This is a genomic window from Amycolatopsis sp. NPDC004368, assembly GCF_053602515.1.
In genome coordinates this window covers 46,209-65,394 of the sequence record NZ_JBSGDT010000034.1, presented here as the reverse complement: position 1 = coordinate 65,394, position 19,186 = coordinate 46,209, and the positions used below count along the sequence as shown (strand labels likewise).

15 protein-coding genes are annotated in these 19,186 nt (G+C 70.7%); 10 read left to right on the top strand and 5 right to left on the bottom strand.

Translation table 11 applies throughout. The features are described from left to right. The first annotated feature begins 39 nt into the window (after positions 1 to 39). The 4 genes from ACWEOE_RS33720 to ACWEOE_RS33705 all read left to right on the top strand — a co-directional run bounded on the left by ACWEOE_RS33720 (position 40) and on the right by ACWEOE_RS33705 (position 6,975). On the top strand, positions 40 to 1,602 hold the full coding sequence (locus tag ACWEOE_RS33720; RefSeq protein WP_452016393.1) for a deoxyguanosinetriphosphate triphosphohydrolase family protein: 1,563 nt from the start codon (positions 40 to 42) through the stop codon (positions 1,600 to 1,602). A 179-nt stretch (positions 1,603 to 1,781) separates the two neighbouring features. After that, the gene (locus ACWEOE_RS33715) at positions 1,782 to 4,712 is read left to right on the top strand and encodes a S8 family serine peptidase (RefSeq protein ID WP_452016391.1); all 2,931 of its coding nucleotides are present in this window, start codon (positions 1,782 to 1,784) and stop codon (positions 4,710 to 4,712) included. A 246-nt stretch (positions 4,713 to 4,958) separates the two neighbouring features. Next, positions 4,959 to 6,587, top strand: coding sequence for an ABC-F family ATP-binding cassette domain-containing protein (locus ACWEOE_RS33710; RefSeq protein WP_452016389.1), 1,629 nt, complete (start codon positions 4,959 to 4,961; stop codon positions 6,585 to 6,587). A 178-nt stretch (positions 6,588 to 6,765) separates the two neighbouring features. Beyond that, a complete protein-coding gene (locus tag ACWEOE_RS33705; RefSeq protein WP_003071237.1) occupies positions 6,766 to 6,975 on the top strand; it encodes a helix-turn-helix domain-containing protein in 210 nt (69 codons plus the stop codon). Here the strand turns inward: ACWEOE_RS33705 and ACWEOE_RS33700 are convergent. Further along, on the bottom strand, positions 6,962 to 8,278 hold the full coding sequence (locus ACWEOE_RS33700) for a glycosyltransferase 87 family protein (protein ID WP_452016432.1): 1,317 nt from the start codon (positions 8,276 to 8,278) through the stop codon (positions 6,962 to 6,964). The two genes, ACWEOE_RS33705 and ACWEOE_RS33700, sit on opposite strands and share 14 nt — an antisense overlap. Before the next feature lie 87 nt (positions 8,279 to 8,365). Further along, positions 8,366 to 9,220, bottom strand: a complete 855-nt coding sequence (locus tag ACWEOE_RS33695; RefSeq protein ID WP_452016387.1) for an LLM class flavin-dependent oxidoreductase — start codon at positions 9,218 to 9,220, stop codon at positions 8,366 to 8,368. 73 nt (positions 9,221 to 9,293) lie between these two features. Between ACWEOE_RS33695 and ACWEOE_RS33690 the strand changes: the two genes are divergently transcribed. Both ACWEOE_RS33690 and ACWEOE_RS33685 read left to right on the top strand, forming a co-directional pair. Then, positions 9,294 to 9,734, top strand: a complete 441-nt coding sequence (locus tag ACWEOE_RS33690) for a MarR family winged helix-turn-helix transcriptional regulator (RefSeq protein WP_452016385.1) — start codon at positions 9,294 to 9,296, stop codon at positions 9,732 to 9,734. 114 nt (positions 9,735 to 9,848) lie between these two features. Further along, on the top strand, positions 9,849 to 11,717 hold the full coding sequence (locus ACWEOE_RS33685; RefSeq protein WP_452016383.1) for an ABC transporter ATP-binding protein: 1,869 nt from the start codon (positions 9,849 to 9,851) through the stop codon (positions 11,715 to 11,717). Between the two features lie 183 nt (positions 11,718 to 11,900). On the opposite strand, the gene ACWEOE_RS33680 is transcribed toward ACWEOE_RS33685, so the two are convergent. Continuing rightward, positions 11,901 to 12,629, bottom strand: coding sequence for a sugar isomerase domain-containing protein (locus tag ACWEOE_RS33680; RefSeq protein WP_452016381.1), 729 nt, complete (start codon positions 12,627 to 12,629; stop codon positions 11,901 to 11,903). A 111-nt stretch (positions 12,630 to 12,740) separates the two neighbouring features. On the opposite strand from ACWEOE_RS33680, the gene ACWEOE_RS33675 reads away from it, so the two are divergent. The 4 genes from ACWEOE_RS33675 to ACWEOE_RS33660 all read left to right on the top strand — a co-directional run bounded on the left by ACWEOE_RS33675 (position 12,741) and on the right by ACWEOE_RS33660 (position 16,710). Then, positions 12,741 to 13,433, top strand: a complete 693-nt coding sequence (locus ACWEOE_RS33675) for an alpha/beta hydrolase (protein WP_452016379.1) — start codon at positions 12,741 to 12,743, stop codon at positions 13,431 to 13,433. Positions 13,434 to 13,522: 89 nt separating this feature from the next. Continuing rightward, positions 13,523 to 14,782, top strand: coding sequence for a class I SAM-dependent methyltransferase (locus tag ACWEOE_RS33670; protein ID WP_452016377.1), 1,260 nt, complete (start codon positions 13,523 to 13,525; stop codon positions 14,780 to 14,782). Positions 14,783 to 14,898: 116 nt separating this feature from the next. Continuing rightward, positions 14,899 to 16,098 carry an LCP family protein gene (locus ACWEOE_RS33665; RefSeq protein WP_452016375.1) on the top strand — a complete coding sequence of 400 codons (1,200 nt, stop codon included), beginning with the start codon at positions 14,899 to 14,901 and terminating at the stop codon, positions 16,096 to 16,098. A gap of 75 nt (positions 16,099 to 16,173) precedes the next feature. Beyond that, positions 16,174 to 16,710: a GNAT family N-acetyltransferase gene (locus ACWEOE_RS33660; protein ID WP_452016373.1), complete on the top strand. Its 537-nt coding sequence runs from the start codon at positions 16,174 to 16,176 to the stop codon at positions 16,708 to 16,710. 10 nt (positions 16,711 to 16,720) lie between these two features. Here the strand turns inward: ACWEOE_RS33660 and ACWEOE_RS33655 are convergent, their stop codons facing one another. Both ACWEOE_RS33655 and ACWEOE_RS33650 read right to left on the bottom strand, forming a co-directional pair. Further along, positions 16,721 to 17,182 carry a peroxiredoxin gene (locus ACWEOE_RS33655; protein ID WP_452016371.1) on the bottom strand — a complete coding sequence of 154 codons (462 nt, stop codon included), beginning with the start codon at positions 17,180 to 17,182 and terminating at the stop codon, positions 16,721 to 16,723. 73 nt (positions 17,183 to 17,255) lie between these two features. After that, the gene (locus tag ACWEOE_RS33650; protein WP_452016369.1) at positions 17,256 to 19,112 is read right to left on the bottom strand and encodes an EAL domain-containing protein; all 1,857 of its coding nucleotides are present in this window, start codon (positions 19,110 to 19,112) and stop codon (positions 17,256 to 17,258) included. Between the last annotated feature and the right edge of the window lie 74 nt (positions 19,113 to 19,186).

The window sequence follows — 19,186 nt, the reverse complement described above, 5'->3', positions numbered from 1 at the left end:
GGCGGATCCGCCCGAGTCCTGCCGGATACGGTGGAGCGCATGGCTGAGACCGACCCCCGAGCGGCGCGCAGGGACCCGGCGAGCTCGGTGGGCGGGTTCACGGACCTCGCCACGAGCCCGTTCCGCATCGACCGCGACCGCATCGCCGCGTCCCCGTTCTTCGCGCGCCTCGGCGGGGTCACGCAGGTGGTCAACGCCGGCGGCGCCGGGCTGCTGCACAACCGGCTCACCCACAGCCTCAAGGTCGCGCAGGTCGCCCGCGCGATCGCCGAGCGGATCACCGGTGCCAGCGAATCGGCCGAGCTGGCCGCGAAGCTCGGCGGCTGCGACCCCGACGTCTGCGAGGCCGCCGCCCTCGCCCACGACCTCGGGCACCCGCCGTTCGGCCACCTCGGCGAGCAGACGCTCGACCGCATCGCCCGGCACCGCTTCGGTCTCGCCGACGGGTTCGAGGGCAACGCGCAGACGTTCCGCATCCTCACCACCACCGACGTGCGGGGTCCGTCGGCCATCGGTCTGGACCTCACCACGGCCGTGCGCGCGGCGGTGCTGAAGTACCCGTGGGCGCGGCTGCACGTGCCCGCGCCGCATCCCACGTCGATGCCGACGCCGCCGCGCGGCGCCGCCGAGCCCGAGGGCGCACCGGGCACCGGCGCGAGCAAGTTTTCCGCCTACGCCACGGAACTTGACGACTTCGCGCAGGCGCGCGGCCCGTTCAGCGCGCGCATCGAGCCGTGGCAGCAGACCGTGGAGGCGTCGGTGATGGACACCGCCGACGACATCGCCTACGCGATCCACGACCTGCAGGACTTCCACCGCATCGGGGTGCTGCAGCACGCACCCGTCGCGGCCGAGCTGGGGGAGTGGCTCGACCACGCGCTGGAGCTGGCGGCGCTGGACGACAACCGGCTCGCGGCCGAGCTGCGCCGCCCCGGCCGCTCGCTGGAGCAGATGCGCCGGCGCATGCACCTCAAGGACAGCTGGATCGTCGACGACGACGCGTTCGCCGCCGCCGTGCGGCGCGTGCAGCGCGAGCTGGTCGACGGCCTGCTCGAAAACGGCTTCGACGGCTCGATCGAGGCCGAGCAGGCCACGGCCGCGTTCTCGGCCAACTGGACCTCACGGCTCGTCGACGGGGTGTTCGTGCTGTCGTCGCCCTCCACCCGCTCGGGCCACGTCTCGCTGCGCACCGCGCAGTGGCACGAGGTGCAGGTGCTCAAGTTCGTGCACCGCCGGTTCGTGCTGCTGCGCCCCGACCTCGCGCTGCACCAGCGCGGGCAGGCCAGCCTCGTGACCACGCTCGTCGACGCGCTCGACGCGTGGCTGCTCGACCGTGACGAGGTCAGCCGCCTGCCGCGGCGGCTCCACGACCTCGTGGAGCTCGCGCAGGACGAGTACACGGGGTTGGTCCGCACCATGCCGGAGGTGCTCGTGGGCGCGACCGGCGAACGCGTCGAGGCCCCCGACGCCGTGCGCGGCCTCGCGCGCGGGCGCGCCGTGGTCGACTTCGTTGCTTCGCTCACCGACAAACAGGCTGTGACGCTGCTCGACGCGCTGTCGGGCCGCTCCGGCCAGCCGTGGTCGGACTCGTTCGTGCTCTGAGCCCGATCACTGCCGCTGAATGGCCTACGACCTCCGGAGGGTGGAGGAAATTTACCCTCTTCGTCACTCCAACGGCTGCTTTATCCGGTGTACGCACAGCACTTAGCTGGATCCAGCCGGTGATCACCGGCGTTGGCCAGCGTGAGTCGGGGCACGCGGTGCGAGATTCGGAGGCGCACGTGCGTCGAAGCCGTTCCACCCGAGCCGTAGGAAGACCGAGAGCCAGATCCCGAGCGACCGTCCTGACCGCGGGGGCCGCGGCGCTGATCGCCGCGCTGGGGCTCGCCGCACCGCCCGCGGGCGCCGCGACGTCCGGGCCCGATTCCTTCTCCGACAATTCCGCCCGCCAGATCGCGGCACTGCAGGCCGTGAAGACCGGGCAGACCAAGGTGGAGTCCAAATTGGACAGCCACCTGCTCGTCACGCAGAAGCTGCGCTCACAGCGGTTGAGCGCCTCGGCCGTACCCGCGCTGGGGGCGGGTACGGCGAGCACCGCGCTCGTGGACATCCGCGCCACCAAGGTGACCGACGCGTTGGTGAGCGACCTGCGCAAGGCCGGCGCCGCCGTGCGGACGGTGTCGCAGAAGGCCGGGAGCATCCGCGCCGAGGTGCCGTACTCCGCGTTGGCGGCCATCGCCGCGCGGGCCGACGTGAAGCGGGTCGAGACCGCCGACCGGGCGATCACCGCGCGTGCGCTGGAAACCAAGGCCGCGCAAGGGAAAACGGCCACCGAAACCAAGCAGCAGAAGGCCGCCCGCATCGAGGGCGCGCTGAACCAGGCGCTCGCGGCCGAGAACCAGCGAAACGCCGCGGCCACCATCACCGGCGAAGGCGACCGCGCCCACAACGCCGATCTCGCCCGCCAGGAGTTCGGCGTGACGGGCACCGGCGTGAAGGCGTGTGCGCTGTCCGACGGCGTCGACTCGCTCAAGGTCTCGCAGGCCAAGGGTGAGCTGCCGGCCGTCGACGTCGTCCCGGGCCAGGAAGGCGACGGCGACGAGGGCACCGCGATGCTCGAGATCATCCACGACCTCGCGCCCAACGCGTCGCTGGGCTTCGCCTCGGCGTTCGCGTCCGACGCGAGCTTCGCCGACAACATCCGCAAGCTGCGCTTCGAATCGCACTGCGACGTGATCGTCGACGACGTCATCTACTACAAGGAATCCCCGTTCCAGGACTGGATCATCGCCCAGGCCGTGAACGACGTGACCGCCGACGGCGCGCTCTACTTCTCCTCAGCGGGCAACGAGGGCAACGTCGCCGACGGCACCGCCGCCCACTGGGAAGGCGACTTCGCCGACTCGGGCAAGACGGTGGGCAAGTTCGCCGGCACCGCGCACAACTTCGCGGGCGCGGCGGGCAACCAGATCTTCGAACCGATCTCCGACGCCTCCTCGGCGAGCATCCAGGTCACGCTGCACTGGTCCGACCCGCTCGGCGCCTCGGCCGACGACTACGACCTCTACCTGCTCGACGCGGCCGGCAACGTCGTCTCGTTCAGCCAGGACGTGCAGGACGGCACCCAGGACCCGTTCGAGCAGCTCGCCACCCCGATCTTCGGCGGCACCGGCCTGCGGCTCGCCGTGGTCAAGTTCTCCGGCGAGGGCCGCTACCTGTCGCTGTCGGCGTTCGGCAGCCGCTTCCGCGACTCGGCCGACGGCCTCAAGGCCTACACCACGCCGGGTGTCACAGTCGGGCACTCCTCGGCGCGCGACGCGTTCTCCGTGGCCGCGGCACCGGCGGCGGCCGCGTTCGGCCGGGCGCTCGAACCGGGTGACCCCGCGAACCCGACCGGTCCGTTCCCCGGCGCGTTCTCCTCGGCCAGCAAGGCCGAGCGGTTCAGCTCCGATGGCCCGCGCCGGGTGTTCTACGAGGCCGACGGCACACCGATCACGCCGGGCAACGTCTCCTCGACCGGCGGCGAAGTGCGCAACAAGCCGGAGATCACCGCGGCCGACGGCGTGCGGACCTCGGTCGGCGGCTTCGACCCGTTCTTCGGCACCTCGGCCGCCGCGCCCCACGCAGCCGCCATCGCGAGCCTCGTGCTCTCGGGCAACCCCGGACTGTCCGCTTCGGACGTTCGCGACGCGTTCCTCGCCACGGCCGTGGACATCGAGGCACCGGGCAGCGACAACCTCACCGGCGCGGGCGTGGTCCTCGCCGACAAGCTGCTCGAGTACACCGGTGCCAGCCCGCAGCCCTACGCGCAAGCCAAGCAGCCCACCGTCACCGGCCCCGACGGCGGCAGCACGCTCGACCCCGGTGACACCGCGAAGGTGACGCTGCCGGTGACCAACACCGGCGACGGGACCGCGGTGTCCACGAGCGTCGTGCTCACCACGTCGACGCCCGGGGTCACGATCGCGCCGCGCGCCAGGTCGTACGGCACGATCAGCCCGGGCCAGACGGGCGTGAACGACTTCACCGTCACCGTTCCGGCCACCCAGGGGCTGGGTGTGCCGGTGGTGCTCTCGGCCAAGGTCACGTTCGCCGGGTCGTTCTCGCCGGTCACCAGCACGTTCGCGCTGCCGGTGGGCACGCCGTCGCCGGTGGTGCAGACCTTCTCCTACACCGGCCCGCCGGTGGCGATCCCGGACAACTCCCAGCTCGGTGCCTCGGTGCCGCTGGTGGTGAGCGGCGTCGGGGCCGCGTCGAAGGTCTCGGTCTCCCTCGACGGATCGAGCTGTTCGGCTGACGAGGGTTCGACCACGGTCGGCCTGGACCACACGTACGTCGCGGACCTGGTCGGCACGCTGACCTCGCCCTCGGGCGCCACCGCCACGCTGTTCCAGCGCGCCGGCAGCGGCGGCAACAACCTGTGCCAGGTCGTGTTCGACGACGGCGCTTCGCCGTTGTTGAGCGACATCGGTTCGCAGTTCGCGCCGTTCACGGGCACGTACCGGCCGATCGCCCCGCAGACGCCTCTCGCGGGGACCTCGGCCGACGGCACGTGGACGTTCAAGGCGGCCGACGTCGCCGGTGGTGACACCGGCTCGATCCGCAGCGTGTCGCTGCACGTCAACGGTTACGCCCAGGCCGGGCCGGCCGCGCCGGCCGGTTCGGCCGCGCTGGTCCGTCCCGTGGTGCACGCGGGTCCGGCCATCGCCTGATCACGAGGGGGAGCGCCCGTGCGGGGCCGTCGCGCTTTCGCGGCGGCCCCGCACGTCTGCGTGCCGTGTGCGGTGACACCGGCCACGGTGGCGGAAAACCGGTCGATGCCGACCCGTACACTGGGTTCCGTGGAGCGGGAGATCCTCACGGAGTAGCTGCGGCACCGGACGCCTCGAGCTGACGCACAGCCAGGCGATGCCGGTGCCCGACGCTGTCCACGTCCACCCCCGAATCCGGGAGTTCCCTTGATCACGGCCACTGGCCTCGAGCTGCGTGCCGGCTCGCGCATCCTGCTCAACGGCGCCACCCTGCGCATCCAGCCCGGCGACCGCATCGGCCTCGTCGGCCGCAACGGGGCCGGCAAGACCACGTCGCTGAAGGTGCTGGCGGGCGAGGGTGAGCCGCACGCCGGCGACGTCCGCCGCAGCGGTGAGCTCGGTTACCTGCCGCAGGACCCGCGCGAGGGCGACCTGTCCGTCACGGCGAAGGACCGCGTGCTGTCGGCGCGCGGCCTCGACACGCTGATCCGCAACATGGAGAAGGCCCAGACCGCCATGGCGGAGCTGGCTGACGACAAGGAACGCGACAAGGCGGTCAACCGCTACAGCCGGCTCGAAGAGCGGTTCTCCTCACTCGGCGGGTACGCGGCCGAGAGCGAGGCCGCACGCATCTGCTCCAACCTCGGTCTCGCCGACCGCATTCTCGAGCAGACGCTCAACACGCTCTCGGGCGGTCAGCGCCGCCGCGTGGAGCTGGCGCGCATCCTGTTCGCCGCGGCCGAGGCGGGGGCGGGCGGCAAGTCCGAGACGATCCTGCTGCTCGACGAGCCCACCAACCACCTCGACGCCGACTCGATCTCGTGGCTGCGCGGGTTCCTCAAGCAGCACGACGGCGGGCTCGTGGTGATCAGCCACGACGTGGAGCTGCTCGCCGACGTCGTGAACAAGGTCTGGTTCCTCGACGCCACGCGCGGCGAGATCGACCTCTACAACATGAGCTGGCAGCGGTACCTCGACGCGCGGGCCACCGACGAGAAGCGCCGCCGCCGCGAGCGGGCGAACGCCGAGAAGAAGGCGTCGGCGCTGCAGCAGCAGGCCGCGAAGCTCGGGGCCAAGGCGACGAAGGCCGTGGCGGCCAAGAACATGGCGCGCCGCGCGGAGCAGATGCTCTCCTCGCTCGACGAGACGCGCCAGGCCGACAAGGTCGCGCGGATCAAGTTCCCCGAACCCGCGCCCTGCGGCCGCACACCGCTCACCGCGGACGGCCTCTCGAAGTCCTACGGCTCGCTCGAGATTTTCACCGGAGTGGATCTTGCGATCGACCGCGGCTCGAAGGTCGTCGTACTCGGTTTGAACGGTGCCGGAAAGACGACTTTGCTCCGGCTGCTCGGCGGAATGGAAACTCCGGACACCGGTTCCGTCGAACCGGGTCACGGATTGCGCCTGGGCTATTACGCACAGGAACACGAAACTCTCGACCACGATGCGAGTGTGTGGGAAAACATCCGACACCTCGCGCCGGACACGGGTGCCCAGGAGTTGCGCAACCTGCTCGGTTCGTTCCTCTTCACGGGTGAACAGCTCGACCAGCCCGCCGGCACGCTCTCCGGTGGCGAGAAGACCCGCCTGGCGCTGGCCGGACTCGTCTCCAGCGCGGCGAACGTGCTGCTCCTGGACGAACCGACCAACAACCTCGACCCCGCCAGCCGTGCGCAGGTCCTGGACGCCCTGCGCAGCTTCGCGGGCGCCGTCGTGCTGGTGACGCACGACCCGGGCGCGGTGGAGGCGCTGGAGCCGGAACGCGTGATCCTGCTGCCCGACGGAACCGAGGACCATTGGTCCGCGGATTATCTGGAACTTGTCCAGCTAGCGTGATCAGATACGGCCATTTGGGTGCTTGCCACGCTCCGTGAAGCACTTGAATGGCCCAATGTGATCGCAATTTCGCTCGTTTTACGTCTGTCGTCTGGCATTCCTGGGCTTCGTGTTCGATCATTGCCCCGGCAGGGGCCATCAATGGCCCAGAACTCCACTCGGCGGGAAGGCGATCGACGTGGCTGATCTCAAGAAAGGCGCGCGGATCACCGGCAATACGCGCGACAAGCTGGCCGCTGACCTGAAGAAGAAATACGAGAAGGGCTCGAGCATCCGGGCCCTCGCGGAGTCCACGGGACGTTCCTACGGGTTCGTGCACCGGGTTCTCTCGGAGTCCGGGGTCCAGCTGCGGGGGCGCGGCGGGGCCACTCGGGTCAAGAAGAAGTAGCACGACCAGGCCGACTGCGCGGGGGGCGCAGTCCCTGTTCGGCCGCTCGGAACGTCAGCACTCCTCCGAGCAGCACCAACGGATAAACCAGGTAGCCGTAGCGGGTTGCCGGGGTGAGCAGGACCAACGCGCCGAGTCCGACGGCGATCCGCAAGAGCGCGGCGGATCCCGTCGCGGGGGGCCGGCGCACCAGCCACACCAGCACAACCACGGCCGCGGCTGCCACCAGGACGAGTGAGATCACGCGGCCCACGGATCCGGTTTCCGCGATCAGGTGGCCCGGAAGCGGGCTCGCCGCGGGGGAGCGCACCACGCCCATCCCGAGCGGGAACCGGATCACGTGCTCCACGAACGCGTCCGGGTCGACCAGGTACACCGGCAGGTGCAGCACCACGGTCGCACTGACCAAAGTGGTCACGAACCACGCGAGTGCCCTGCGGTCGCGGGAATTCCCGTTGTGCGTACGACACAACACGAACACCGCGAGCACGGCCGCCGCCGGCGCGACGATGAGTTTCGCGCTGATCACGAGAGCCAGCACGAATCCCGCCCAGCCCGCGCGCCCGGTTGCAGCGAGTGCGCAGGCGAGCACGAGCAGTCCCACAATGGCGAGATCGGGGCCGGCGACCGCCCACGTCAATGCGGTGAGTGGGCACGCGATTGCCAATTGTGCCGAAAGAACCGGAATGCGCGGCCATTTCAGCATTCGTAGCGAAGCGATCACGCAGAGGCACGCACAAAACGCGAACATCCAACGGGCATCCGTGAGCGCATTCGTGACCGGGTTTCCGCCGAACAACGCGCGCGGAAGTCCGAACACCGTCATCACGGGTCCATACGGTGTGTAATCGTTCACTTCCGGTGCGCGCCCGAGCGCGGTTACGTCGACGTAGGGCGTGCCGTGGTGCAACAGCAGGCTCGCGCTGCGCTCGATCACCCACACCTCGGGCTGTGCGGCCCACGAGAACGGCGTGACGAGCCAGTCGACGCCCGTCAGTCGGCGAATCACGAGCACCGTGAGCGGCACGATCATCGCCAACAACCCGATCGCCGCGAGAGAAATCCACCGCGAGCCGAGCGGGCCGCGGAGCGGGCGCCCGAGCCGGGCCGACGCGAGCAGCCAGCCGCTGTGCGCCGCCGCGAAGCCGTACCCGGCCGCGGCGAACGTGCCCCAGATCCGGTAGCCGTAGAACTCCGACTTCAGAGCGCTGATGAACGCGAAGGTGAAACAGCCCAGGTAGAACACCACGTCCCAGGTGAGCACCCGGCTCGCCCGGCCCGTGGTGGCCCGGGCCGGCGCCATCAGCAGCTGCACCGCTTCCCCCTCATCACCCGGCGTCCCCGTCGGGTCAGGCTACCGAGGACGCCCGGATCACCCGTGCTGGCCCGTTCAGCCCAGTTCGCGCAGCCGGGGGAGCAGTGCGGCCGCTTCCTTCGCCCGGCCCACGGTGTCGCCGGCGGACGGGAGCATGAGGACGAGGTCGGTGAACCCGGCTTCGAGGTGGGTCCGGGCTTCGCGCAGGGTTTCCTCCGGTGTGGCGCCGAGGCGGAACTGCACGGCCCGGCGCACCGTCGCCGGGTCGCGACCGATCTCCGCGCAGTGCCGGTCGAGCACACCCGAGAGCCGCCGGAGCTCGTCGACGGGCGTGCCGGGCAGGCTCGCGTTGACCCACACGTCGGCGTGCTCGGCGACGACCCGCAGGCCGTGGCGCTCGCCGTTGCTGCCGAGCCACAGCGGTGGCCTCGGCGCCTGCACGGGTTTCGGGTCGCTGGTCGCGGCGGTCAGAGCGAAGTGCGTGCCGCGGAAATCGGCGACCGGGCGGGTCCACAGCAGACCGAGGACTTCGCACGCTTCGGCGAGCCGGGCCACGCGCTCGCGAGCCGGTGGAGTCGGCAGGCCGAGCATCGTGTCGGCGAGCTCGTCGCCACCCGCGTCGAGGCCGACGTCGAGCCGGCCGCCGCTGAGGTGGTCGACGGTCGCGGCCATCTTGGCCAGCACGGCCGGGTGCCGGTTGGTGTTGCCGGACACCAGGCAGCCGATCCGCACGTGGCGTGTGGCCTGGGCCATCGCGGCCATCAGTGTCCAGGCCTCGAACACCTCGCCGGTGCGCACGGGGCCCATGGGCGCGAAGTGGTCGAAGGTCCAGAGGCCGTCGAACCGCGCGTCGTCGGCGATCGCCCAGATCTCGCGCAGGGTGGTGATCGTCGTGAACTGCTGCGCGGGTTTCAGCCCGAAGGTCACCATGGGGGGCTCCTGATTGTCAGCGTGAGAAATCATCAGCGTTACTGATGATCAGCGTAGAGCTAAGATGCTGCTCATGTCGAGTGCGCCCGAAACGCCGGCCGTCGTGACCCGCCGGCTCGGTTATCTGCTCAAGCACGCGCAGCTGCGCCTCGCGGAGGTGCAGGAGCCGCTGCTGGCCCCGCACGGGGTCACCGGGCGTCAGGTCGCCGTGCTCGCGCTGCTGGCCGACGGCGAGCCGCAGTCGCAGCAGGAGGCGGCCGGCCGGCTCGGTGTGGACCGGACGACGATGGTGCAGCTCGTGGACGAGCTGGAGGACAAGACGCTCGTGCGCCGCCAGGTCGATCCCGCCGACCGTCGCCGGCGGATCGTGAAGCCGACGGAGGAGGGGCTACGGGTGCTGGCAGCCGCCACCGAGGCATCGGAGGAGGCTGAACGGCGGCTGCTCGGTCCGCTCGCCGGACGCGAGGAGCAGGTGCTGCGCGAGGCGTTGTGGGCGGTTGTTCACCAGCGGTGAACAAGCCTGGTGCCGGCTGCCGGGAAGAACCGCGGGCTGACCGGCGTTGTGCCGGGCATCTCGCGAAAAAAGCTCGAGTAATATAGAAGTTTTCGGTCGGGGGAAAGGGCTTGTATGGACAACTCGTGGGCGTTGCTCGGTTCCGTGATGCGCGGGGCCGACACGCCGAGGGCGCTCACCCGCGGCACCGTGAAACGGGTCGCGCGCTTCGCCCGCCCGCACTGGGTGCGGCTGCTGATCTTCCTGGTGATCACGGTGATCTCCGCCGTGCTCGCGGTGACCACGCCGGTGCTGGCGGGCAAGGTCGTCGACGCGATCGTCGGGCACCGGGACCTGCCGCTGATCATCTGGCTGGCCGTGGTGATCGCGGTGCTCGCCGTCCTCGACGCCGGACTGGGGCTGGCCGAGCGGTGGCAGTCGGCGCGCATCGGTGAGGGGATCATCCTCGACCTGCGCGTCGCCGTGTTCGAGCACGTGCAGAAGCTGCCCATCGCGTTCTTCACGCGCACCCGCACCGGCGCGCTGGTGAGCCGGCTCAACAACGACGTGATCGGCGCGCAGCGCACGTTCACCGCCACGCTGTCGGGCCTGGTCACCAACGTGATCCAGTTGGTGCTCTCGCTCGCGGTGATGGTCACGCTCTCGTGGCAGGTCACAGTGCTGGCGCTCGTGCTCCTGCCGATCTTCGTGCTGCCGGCGCGCCGGCTGGGCCGCCGGATGGCCGGGCTGCAGCGTGAGTCCGCGCAGCTCAACGCCGGCATGACCACGCAGATGACCGAGCGCTTCTCGGCACCGGGCGCCACGCTCGTGAAGCTGTTCGGCCGCCCGCGCCAGGAGGTCGGCGACTTCAGCGACCGCGCCGGGCGCGTGCGGGACATCGGCGTGCGCACCGCGATGCTCACGCGCTGGTTCATGACCAGCCTCACGCTCGTGTCGGCGCTCGCGCAGGCGCTGGTCTACGGCCTCGGCGGCTACCTCGCCTTCACCGGCCAGATCGCGCCGGGCACCGTCGTGGCGCTGGCGCTGCTGCTGACCCGCCTCTACGCGCCGCTCACCGCGCTGGCCAACGTCCGCGTGGACGTGATGACCGCGCTGGTGTCGTTCGAGCGGGTCTTCGAGGTGCTCGACCTCGAACCGATGATCAAGGAACCGGAAAAGCCGAAGGCGCTGCCCGCGGGCGGCGTGGCGGTGGAGTTCGCCGACGTGCGCTTCGGCTACCCGGCGGCCGACCGCTTCTCACTGGCGTCGCTGGAGGACGTGGCCACCTTGGACAGCCGCGGCGGCGAAGAGGTGCTGCACGGAATCAGCTTCCGCGCCGAACCGGGCCAGATGGTGGCGCTGGTGGGCTCCTCGGGAGCCGGCAAGTCGACCATCGCTTCGCTGCTGCCCCGCCTCTACGACGTGGACGCGGGCGGGGTGAAGCTGTCCGATGTGGACGTCCGCGACCTGGACTTCGCGACACTGCGCGCCACGGTGGGCGTGGTGACACAGGACGGGCACCTGTTCCACGACACCATCCGCGCGAACCTGGCCTACGCCCGCCCGGGCGTGACCGACGACGAGGTTTGGGCCGCGTTGAAGCAGGCTCGGCTTGAGCATCTCGTGCGGTCGCTGCCTGACGGTTTGGACACGACGGTCGGGGAGCGCGGGTACCGGTTGTCCGGCGGCGAACGCCAACGGCTGACCATTGCGCGGCTGTTGCTCGCTCAGCCGAAGGTCGTGGTGCTGGACGAAGCGACGGCGCACCTGGACTCCGAGTCGGAGGCCGCGGTGGGGGAGGCGCTCACAGGTGCGCTCGAAGGGCGTACGGCGTTGGTGATCGCGCACCGGCTGTCGACGGTTCGTGCGGCGGATCTGATTCTTGTGGTCGAGGATGGGCGGATCGTCGAGCGCGGCACGCATGAGGAGTTGCTGGCTCGGGGCGGGCGTTATGCCGAACTGCACCACACGCAGTTCGATGAGGAGACGACTGCTGTGGCGTGAGTTGTTGTCCTCGCGGGGCGGGTTGCGGTGGGCGTGCACCCCGAAGCTGGATTGTGCCGCAGTGAGGCTTCGGATCGGGGTGCGGGGAGGGGCCTGGGTGATCCGGCCCTGCCTTGGTAATGGCCGTTGCGTTGGTTCGGTGGTGGTGCGTTGCGTGGGTTCGGGTGGGTCCGTTGCGTTGGGCTATCGGAGTGCGGGCACGCGGGGTCCGTACTTGGCCAACAGTGCCGCATTGGCCTCGTCCCCGCCCTCCACATTGGAGCTGCGCCACAGCGGGACGTCGATGCCCTCCGCCGTACCGCGGTCGTAGACCTGCGCGAGGATCTGGTTCCACAAGAACGCATTGACCACAGTGGACAACGGCGCCGTACGCGGCCCACCTGCCGGATGGCTCGCGTCACCAGGAACCACCAGGGAGTCGAGCACCACAGTCCCCTCCTCCACCAGCGTCGTGGCCGACCGCCGCGGCGCCGCGGCCACACAAGCCCGCGACGTCACCGCGATCACCGCCGCCCCGCGTCGCCGCGCTCCTGCAGCCAGCTCCACCGGATAGGGGTTCACGCCAGAGGTCGAGAACACCACCAGCACGTCATCCGGCCCCGGCGCCCGTTCACCGAGCACCTCCTCGGCCAGCCCGCTACGCCGCTCCGTCTTCGTGCTGTGCTGCGCGCCGTGCAGGGGAAGCAGCTCCGGGTGGTACAGCGGGTAGACGCAGGCGAGGCCGCCCGCGCGGTAGAACGTCTCGGCGACCGCGGCGAGCGAGTGCCCGGCGCCGGCGGTGAACACGAGGGCGTCGGACCGGATGACCCCGAGCACGAGGTCGGCCGCGGCCGAGAGGGCCTCGGCGTTGGCCTCGGCCGCCGCCGCGAGCTTGTCCGAGGTGCTCTTCCAGATTTCCGTGGCGCTCACCACACCTGCCCTTCGTCGCGGGTTCGGGCGCCGAATGTATCGCTTGGACACGCTTCGTGGTGGATTAGCGTGAGAGCTGATCATCCGGGCGTTCCGGTGACTGGGAGGCGGCAGGTGGACGGAGTACCCGTCGTTTCGGTGCGGCGCGCGGCCGGCCGGACGAGGGCGGTGGCGCTGGTGCTGCACGGTGGCGCCGAGCGCGGCACCGCGGCCGTGAGCCGGTGGCGGCTCGCGTACCTGCGGATGGTGCCGCTGGCCCGCGCCCTGCACCGCGCGGGCCGCTCGGCCGGCCTGGAGGTGCGCCTGGTGCGCAACCGCCGCTACGGCTGGAACGCGCCCGCCGAGGACCCCGTCGACGACGCCCGCTGGGCCCTGGAGCGGATCCGGGCCGAGCACCCGGGCCTGCCCGTCGTGCTCGTGGGGCACTCGATGGGCGGCCGTGTGGTGCTGCGCGTGGCCGACGACCCCGCCGTGGTGGGTGTGTGCGCCCTCGCGCCGTGGACGCCGCCCGGCGAGCCCGTGGACGCCGTCGCGGGTCGCTCCGTCGCGATCCTGCACGGCACGCGTGACCGGATCACGTCCCCCCGCGACTCCCACGCCTTCGCCGAACGGGCGCGGGAGCTCGCCAAGCGGCTCGCGCGGTTCGACGTCACCGGCGAAGGGCACGCCATGATCAACCGCCCCGCGGTCTGGACCAGGCTGATGTGTGCCTTCGTGCTGGAAGTGATCGACGCGGGCGAGACCGACGAGACTCTGCGCGAGGCCTGGGCCCGGCCCGCGGCCGAACGGCTGCGCATCCCCGTGTGACCAGATCCTGCGGCAACCAGCAGCGCAGGTCGCGCGTGCCGGGAATACCATCAGATGCGGGCCGAGGGGCCCCTTCCGGAGGGAGTGTCTTGTCCACCTCAAGTGTTGACCGGGCGGCGGGGCCCGCCTCGCAGCCGGTCGCGGACGAATCCCGGTGGCCGGGGCTGGCCACGCCGCCGCACTCGCCGCTGCGCGCGCGGGCCGCGGAGGCGCTCTTCCGCCGTGCCGTGAAGAACATCGACCTGCGGGTCACCTTCCCCGACGGCACCGTGCTGGGCGCCGGCGGCCCCGAGGCGCCGGAAATGCGCATCCTGCGGCCCGCGGACTTCTTCCACCGCCTCGGCGCCGACGCCAAGATCGGCTTCGGCGAGTCGTACATGGTGGGCGACTGGACCGCCGAGGACCTCGCCGGCGTGCTGACACCGTTCGCCGAGAAGCTCGCCACGATCGTGCCGCCGTTCCTGCAGCGCTTCCGCCGCTTCGCCGAGAGGGTGCAGCCGGCGCACGAGGAGAACACGATCGAGGGGTCCCGGTCGAACATCCACCGGCACTACGACCTGTCCAACGACCTGTTCAGCGCGTTCCTCGACGAGTCGATGATGTACTCCTCGGCGCTGTTCGGGCCCGGGGACACCCTCACACAGGCCCAGCACCGCAAGCTCGACAGCGTGCTCGACTACGCCGGCGTGCGCGAGGGCAGCGAGGTTCTGGAGATCGGCACCGGCTGGGGCGAGCTGTCGATCCGCGCGGCCTCGCGCGGCGCGAAGGTGACGTCGCTGACCATCTCGCAGGAGCAGAAGACCCTCGCCGACACCCGGATCGCCGAGGCGGGCCTGTCCGACCGCGTCGACGTGCAGCTGTGTGACTACCGCAACGCCACCGGCCAGTACGACTCGGTGGTGAGCGTGGAGATGATCGAGGCCGTCGGGCAGTCGTACTGGCCCACGTTCTTCGCCACGATCGGCAAGCGGCTGCGTCCGGGCGGGCGCTTCGGCCTGCAGGCCATCACCATGGACCACGACCGGATGCTGGCGGCGGCCAAGTCCTACACCTGGATCCACAAGTACATCTTCCCGGGCGGCATCATCCCGTCGGTGCAGGCCATCGAGGACGGCATGCGCGACAACACCCGCCTCAAGCTGGCCGGCATGCGCGAGTTCGGCCAGGACTACGCGCGCACGCTCAAGCTGTGGGGCGAGCGGTTCCACCAGCGCTGGGACGACATCCGCGGGTTCGGCTTCGACGACGTGTTCCACCGGATGTGGGAGTTCTACCTCGCCTATTCGGAGGCCGGCTTCCGGTCCGGGCACATCAAGGTGCACCAGTTCGGGTTCGCCGACCCGCGCTGACCAGGCCGTTCCCTGCCCGATGAACCCGGGCCCGGTGCCGCACGTCCTTGGTTGGAGGACGTGCGGTCTACTGGGCCGCACGAGTTTTGCCGGATTCGGGGATTGGGTGAAAGCCAATGACGTACGGAGGCGACGACGGCAGGCGGCGGATGCCGCCCCGGCCACCGCAGCCCGCCGCACGCCCGCGGCAGCATCAGCGGGCCCAGATGATGCCGCTGCCGGGCACGAGCAGCAGCCCGTACGACGCGCGGACCAGACCCATGGGCCGGCGCGGCGAGGCTCCCGTGCCGCCACCCGCGCCACCCCGCCAGGCTCCTCCTCGCCAGGCCCCGCCACCCGGACCCGCCCCGCGCCGGCGCCGCCGGTGGAGCTTCGGCAAGGTCCTGATGACGCTGGTGCTGATCTTCGTCGTGTTCCTGGGCGGGATCTGGGCGTACCTGGAGTTCTCGATCAAGCGCGTCGACGCGCTGGCCGACTACGACGGCCGCCCCGCGGCCGCGTCGGGCACCAACTGGCTGATCGTGGGTTCCGACAGCCGCGACGGGCTGTCGGCCGAGGACGAGGAACGCCTCGCCACGGGTGACGTCGCGGCGGCCGGTGGCGGGCAGCGCACCGACACGATCATGATCGCCCACATCCCGGACAACGACACCAAGCCGACACTGCTCAGCCTGCCGCGCGACTCGCAGGTGAAGATCCCGGGCCACGGCGCGAACAAGATCAACGCCGCGTTCTCGCTCGGCGGGCCGGCACTGCTGGTGAAGACCGTGGAAGGCGCCACCGGCCTGCGCATGGACCACTACGCGGAGATCGGCTTCGGCGGTTTCGCGAACATCGTCGACGCGATCGGGGGCGTGGACATGTGCGTGGACAAGGACATGCACGACACGTTCACCAACATCGACATCAAGGCCGGCTGCCAGACGCTGGACGGCCGCTCGGCGCTCGGGTTCGTCCGCATGCGCCACAGCAGCGCGACCCCGCGCTCGGACCTCGACCGCGTGGCGAACCAGCGCAAGTTCATCGGCGCCCTGGTGAGCCAGATCGCGAGCCCGGGAACCTTGCTCAACCCGTTCGACTTCTTCCCGCTGCTGTCCTCGGCGCCCGACGCGCTGACGATGGACTCGGGTGACCACGTGCACAACCTCGCCGGCCTGGCGATCGCGATGCGCGGCATCTCGTCCGACGGCGTGCTCACCGGCACGGTGCCGGTCACCGACGGTTCGGCCGAGCACTGGGACAAGACGAAGTCGCAGCAGTTGTTCGACGCGCTGAAGAACGACACCGAGGTGCCGGCCTCGGTGGTCGTGCAGTAACCGGCAGACAGCGAGCGACGGGGTCCGCCGGAAAAACGGCGGGCCCCGTCTGCGTCCGGGTGCCACCATGGGGGCATGGACACCCTCACCGACGGCGTGGTGACGCTGCAACGCTGGCGTCCCGAAGACCTCGACGTGCTCGTGGCCACCGTGTCGGGGTCGCTGGAGCACATCGGCGCGTGGCTGATCTGGGCCACCCACGGCTACGGTCCGGCGGAGGCCGCCGAGTTCCTGGAAGCGACCGCCGAACGCTGGGACTCCGGCGAGGGGTACGAGTACGGCATCCACACGGCCGACGGCACGCTCGCCGGCGGCTGTGGCCTGATGCGCCGCGACGAGGGCCGGGAAATCGGCTACTGGCTGGCGGAACCGTTCACCGGCCGCGGCCTGGTCACGCGGGCGAGCGCGCTACTCGTCGCCGAGGCCTGGCGCCTGGGCGCACCGCACGTGGACATCCTGCACGACGAGCTCAACACGAAAAGCGGTGCCGTGCCCGTCAGGCTGGGTTTCACCTTGCACCGCAAGGAAGCCGCCTCCGACGCCCTCGCCCCCGCGTGCTCGGGCAACGACTTCGTGTGGCGGCTCCGGCGGCCGGAAGCCCCTGCGTGGTAAGGAAAACCGCTCAGGCGGCGTTCTTGCGCTCGCGCAGCACCTTGAGCGCGCGGTCGGCGTGCGCGGTGAAGTTCAGCTCGCTCTTGATCACGTCGAGCACCCGCCGGTCGGTGTCGATGACGAACGTGGTGCGCTTGGTGTGCAGCGGGATGAACTTGCGCCACGCGCCGAACTGCTTCGCCACCACGCCGTCCACATCGGACAGCAGCGGGTAGTCGAACCCGTTGGCGGCGGAGAACTCGCGCTGCTTGGCCACGGCGTCGGGACTGATGCCCACGCGCTGGGCGCCCACCTCGGCGAACTCGGCGGCCAGGTCGCGGAAGTGGCAGCTCTCGGCGGTGCAGCCGCTCGTCATCGCGGCCGGGTAGAAGAACAGCACGACCGGGCCGGCCGTCAGGAGGGCCGACAGCGTGCGGTCCTCGCCCTGGTCGTCGCGCAGGGTGAAGTCGGGAACGAGAGCGCCGATGTCCATCGGGGTCCTTTCGGGCGGGGTCCGGGGGTCATGATCCTCCCGGGCGTTCGCAACCGCACCGCGGGTGGATGGGTCAGTGGGCGTGGCGCTCGATCATCTCGTCCACTTCGTCGCCCGTCGCCGAGTCGGCGACGAACGAACCGCGAGCGGCGAGGACCCCGAGCTGACGCAGCCGGGCTGCGTGCTCCGCGCTGCGCACGCCCTCGGCGCCGATGCGCAGCTTGAGCTCCTTCGCGCGTTCCACGAGCTGGCGCAGGTGGCGCACGTCGGCTTCGGCTTCGCCCTCGGCCAGCGCGTCGACGACCGCGCCGCTGAGGATCACGTGCTTCACGGGCAGGTGCAGCCGCGGGATCAGCTCGAGGTCGTCGGAACCCGAGATCGTGAGCACGAGCTGGGCGCCGAGCTCGGCGAGCAGACCGAAGGAATCGTGCACCTCGCCGCTCGAGTCGAACATCGACTGCCGGTCGATGCACAGCCGCAGCGCCTGCGCGGGCAGGCCTTGGCGGTCGAGCTCGTCGTTGACCATCCGCACGAGGTCGGCGTCGCTCGCGAAGCGCCGCGGCAGCCGGATGCAGACGTCGGGCGCCGCGTCGCCCAGGCGCGACCGCCAGCGGGCCGTGGCCTTGAGCGATTCGGCGAGCAGCCACTTGCCCAGCGGCACGGTCATGCCGGTGATCTGCGCGAGCGGGTAGAACTCCTCGGAGTCGAGCTCGCCCTTCTCCGGGTGGTTCCAGCGCAGGCCCGCGTTCACGGCGGCGATCTCGTCGGGCTTCGCGAGCTTCACGGTGGGCTGGTACACGAGGGAGAACTCGCCGTTCTCCAGCGCGCCGGCGATCACCGCGCCGAGCTGGTAGCGGCTGCGGTCGCGTTCGTCCGCGTCCGGGTCGAACAGCATCCACTGCGCCTTGCCGCGCTCCTTGGCCCGGTGCAGCGCGAGCTCGGCGGCCCGGCGCATCTCGGTGTGCCCGCCGCCGGTGCAGGCACCCACGACGATGCCGGCGCTGGCGCTCACCCCGATCCCGTGGCCACCGAGGTACACGGCCTCGTTGAGGTCCTCCAGCGCACGTTCCACGAGGCGCACCACCTGCTGGGCCTTGAGGTCGGCGCCACGCATGAGCACGCCGAACCCGTCGCCGGACAGCCTGGCCACGTACCCGTCGTGGTGCCCGGTGAACGCCGTCGCCAGGCGGTTGGCGACCTCCTTCAGCACCCGGTCGCCGACGCCGGCACCGAGCCCGTCGTTGATCACCTTGAAGCCGTCGATGTCGAGGTACACCAACGCGATCTCCTCGGGGCGGCTCGCGCCGAGCGCGGTCTCGACCCGGGTGGCGAAGGCCTGGGCGTTGGGCAGGCCCGTGAGCGGGTCGTGCACGTTCTGGTGCATCAGGCGCTCGCCGAGCAGGCGGATGTCGTCGGCGTCGGCGGCCATCAGCACGGGGAAGTGCGAGTCGGACCGGTCACCGGGCAACCACGCGAGCGTGATGTTGGTGGTGAGGCTGCCGTCCACGCAGTGGTCGAGGTGCACACCGCGCTCGGTGAGGTGGCCGACGTCGGTGGTTCTCAGCTTCTCGAGGCCGGCGCGGATCCGGGTGGCGTCGTGGTCGGTGGCGGCCAGGTCGGCGAGGTGCCGGCCCTTGAGCCGGACCTGGGTCGAACCGAGCAGTTTGACCAGCGAGACGTTGACCTCGACGATCACGCCGTCGGTGTCGGCGAGAGCGATGCCGATCGGGGCGGCGGAGAAGAGCGTGGTGAACCGCCGGATCGCACCTTCGTACGCCGGGTTCGGGATCTCCGCGACCTCCCGGGCGAACCCGAGCAGGAGCTGCTCCAGTTCCGCAGGGGGAAGCGTTACTCCTTTCGTGTCGGTCAGCGTCGACGCGAACTCGCGCACGACGTCGACCAACCCTGGCGCGGCACCAGGCTCAGGCACACTCCACCTCTTCATGCGCGGACTAAGGCCAGCTCAGGCCTGGTGTGAAGGTTCATGGACCCACACTAGGTATG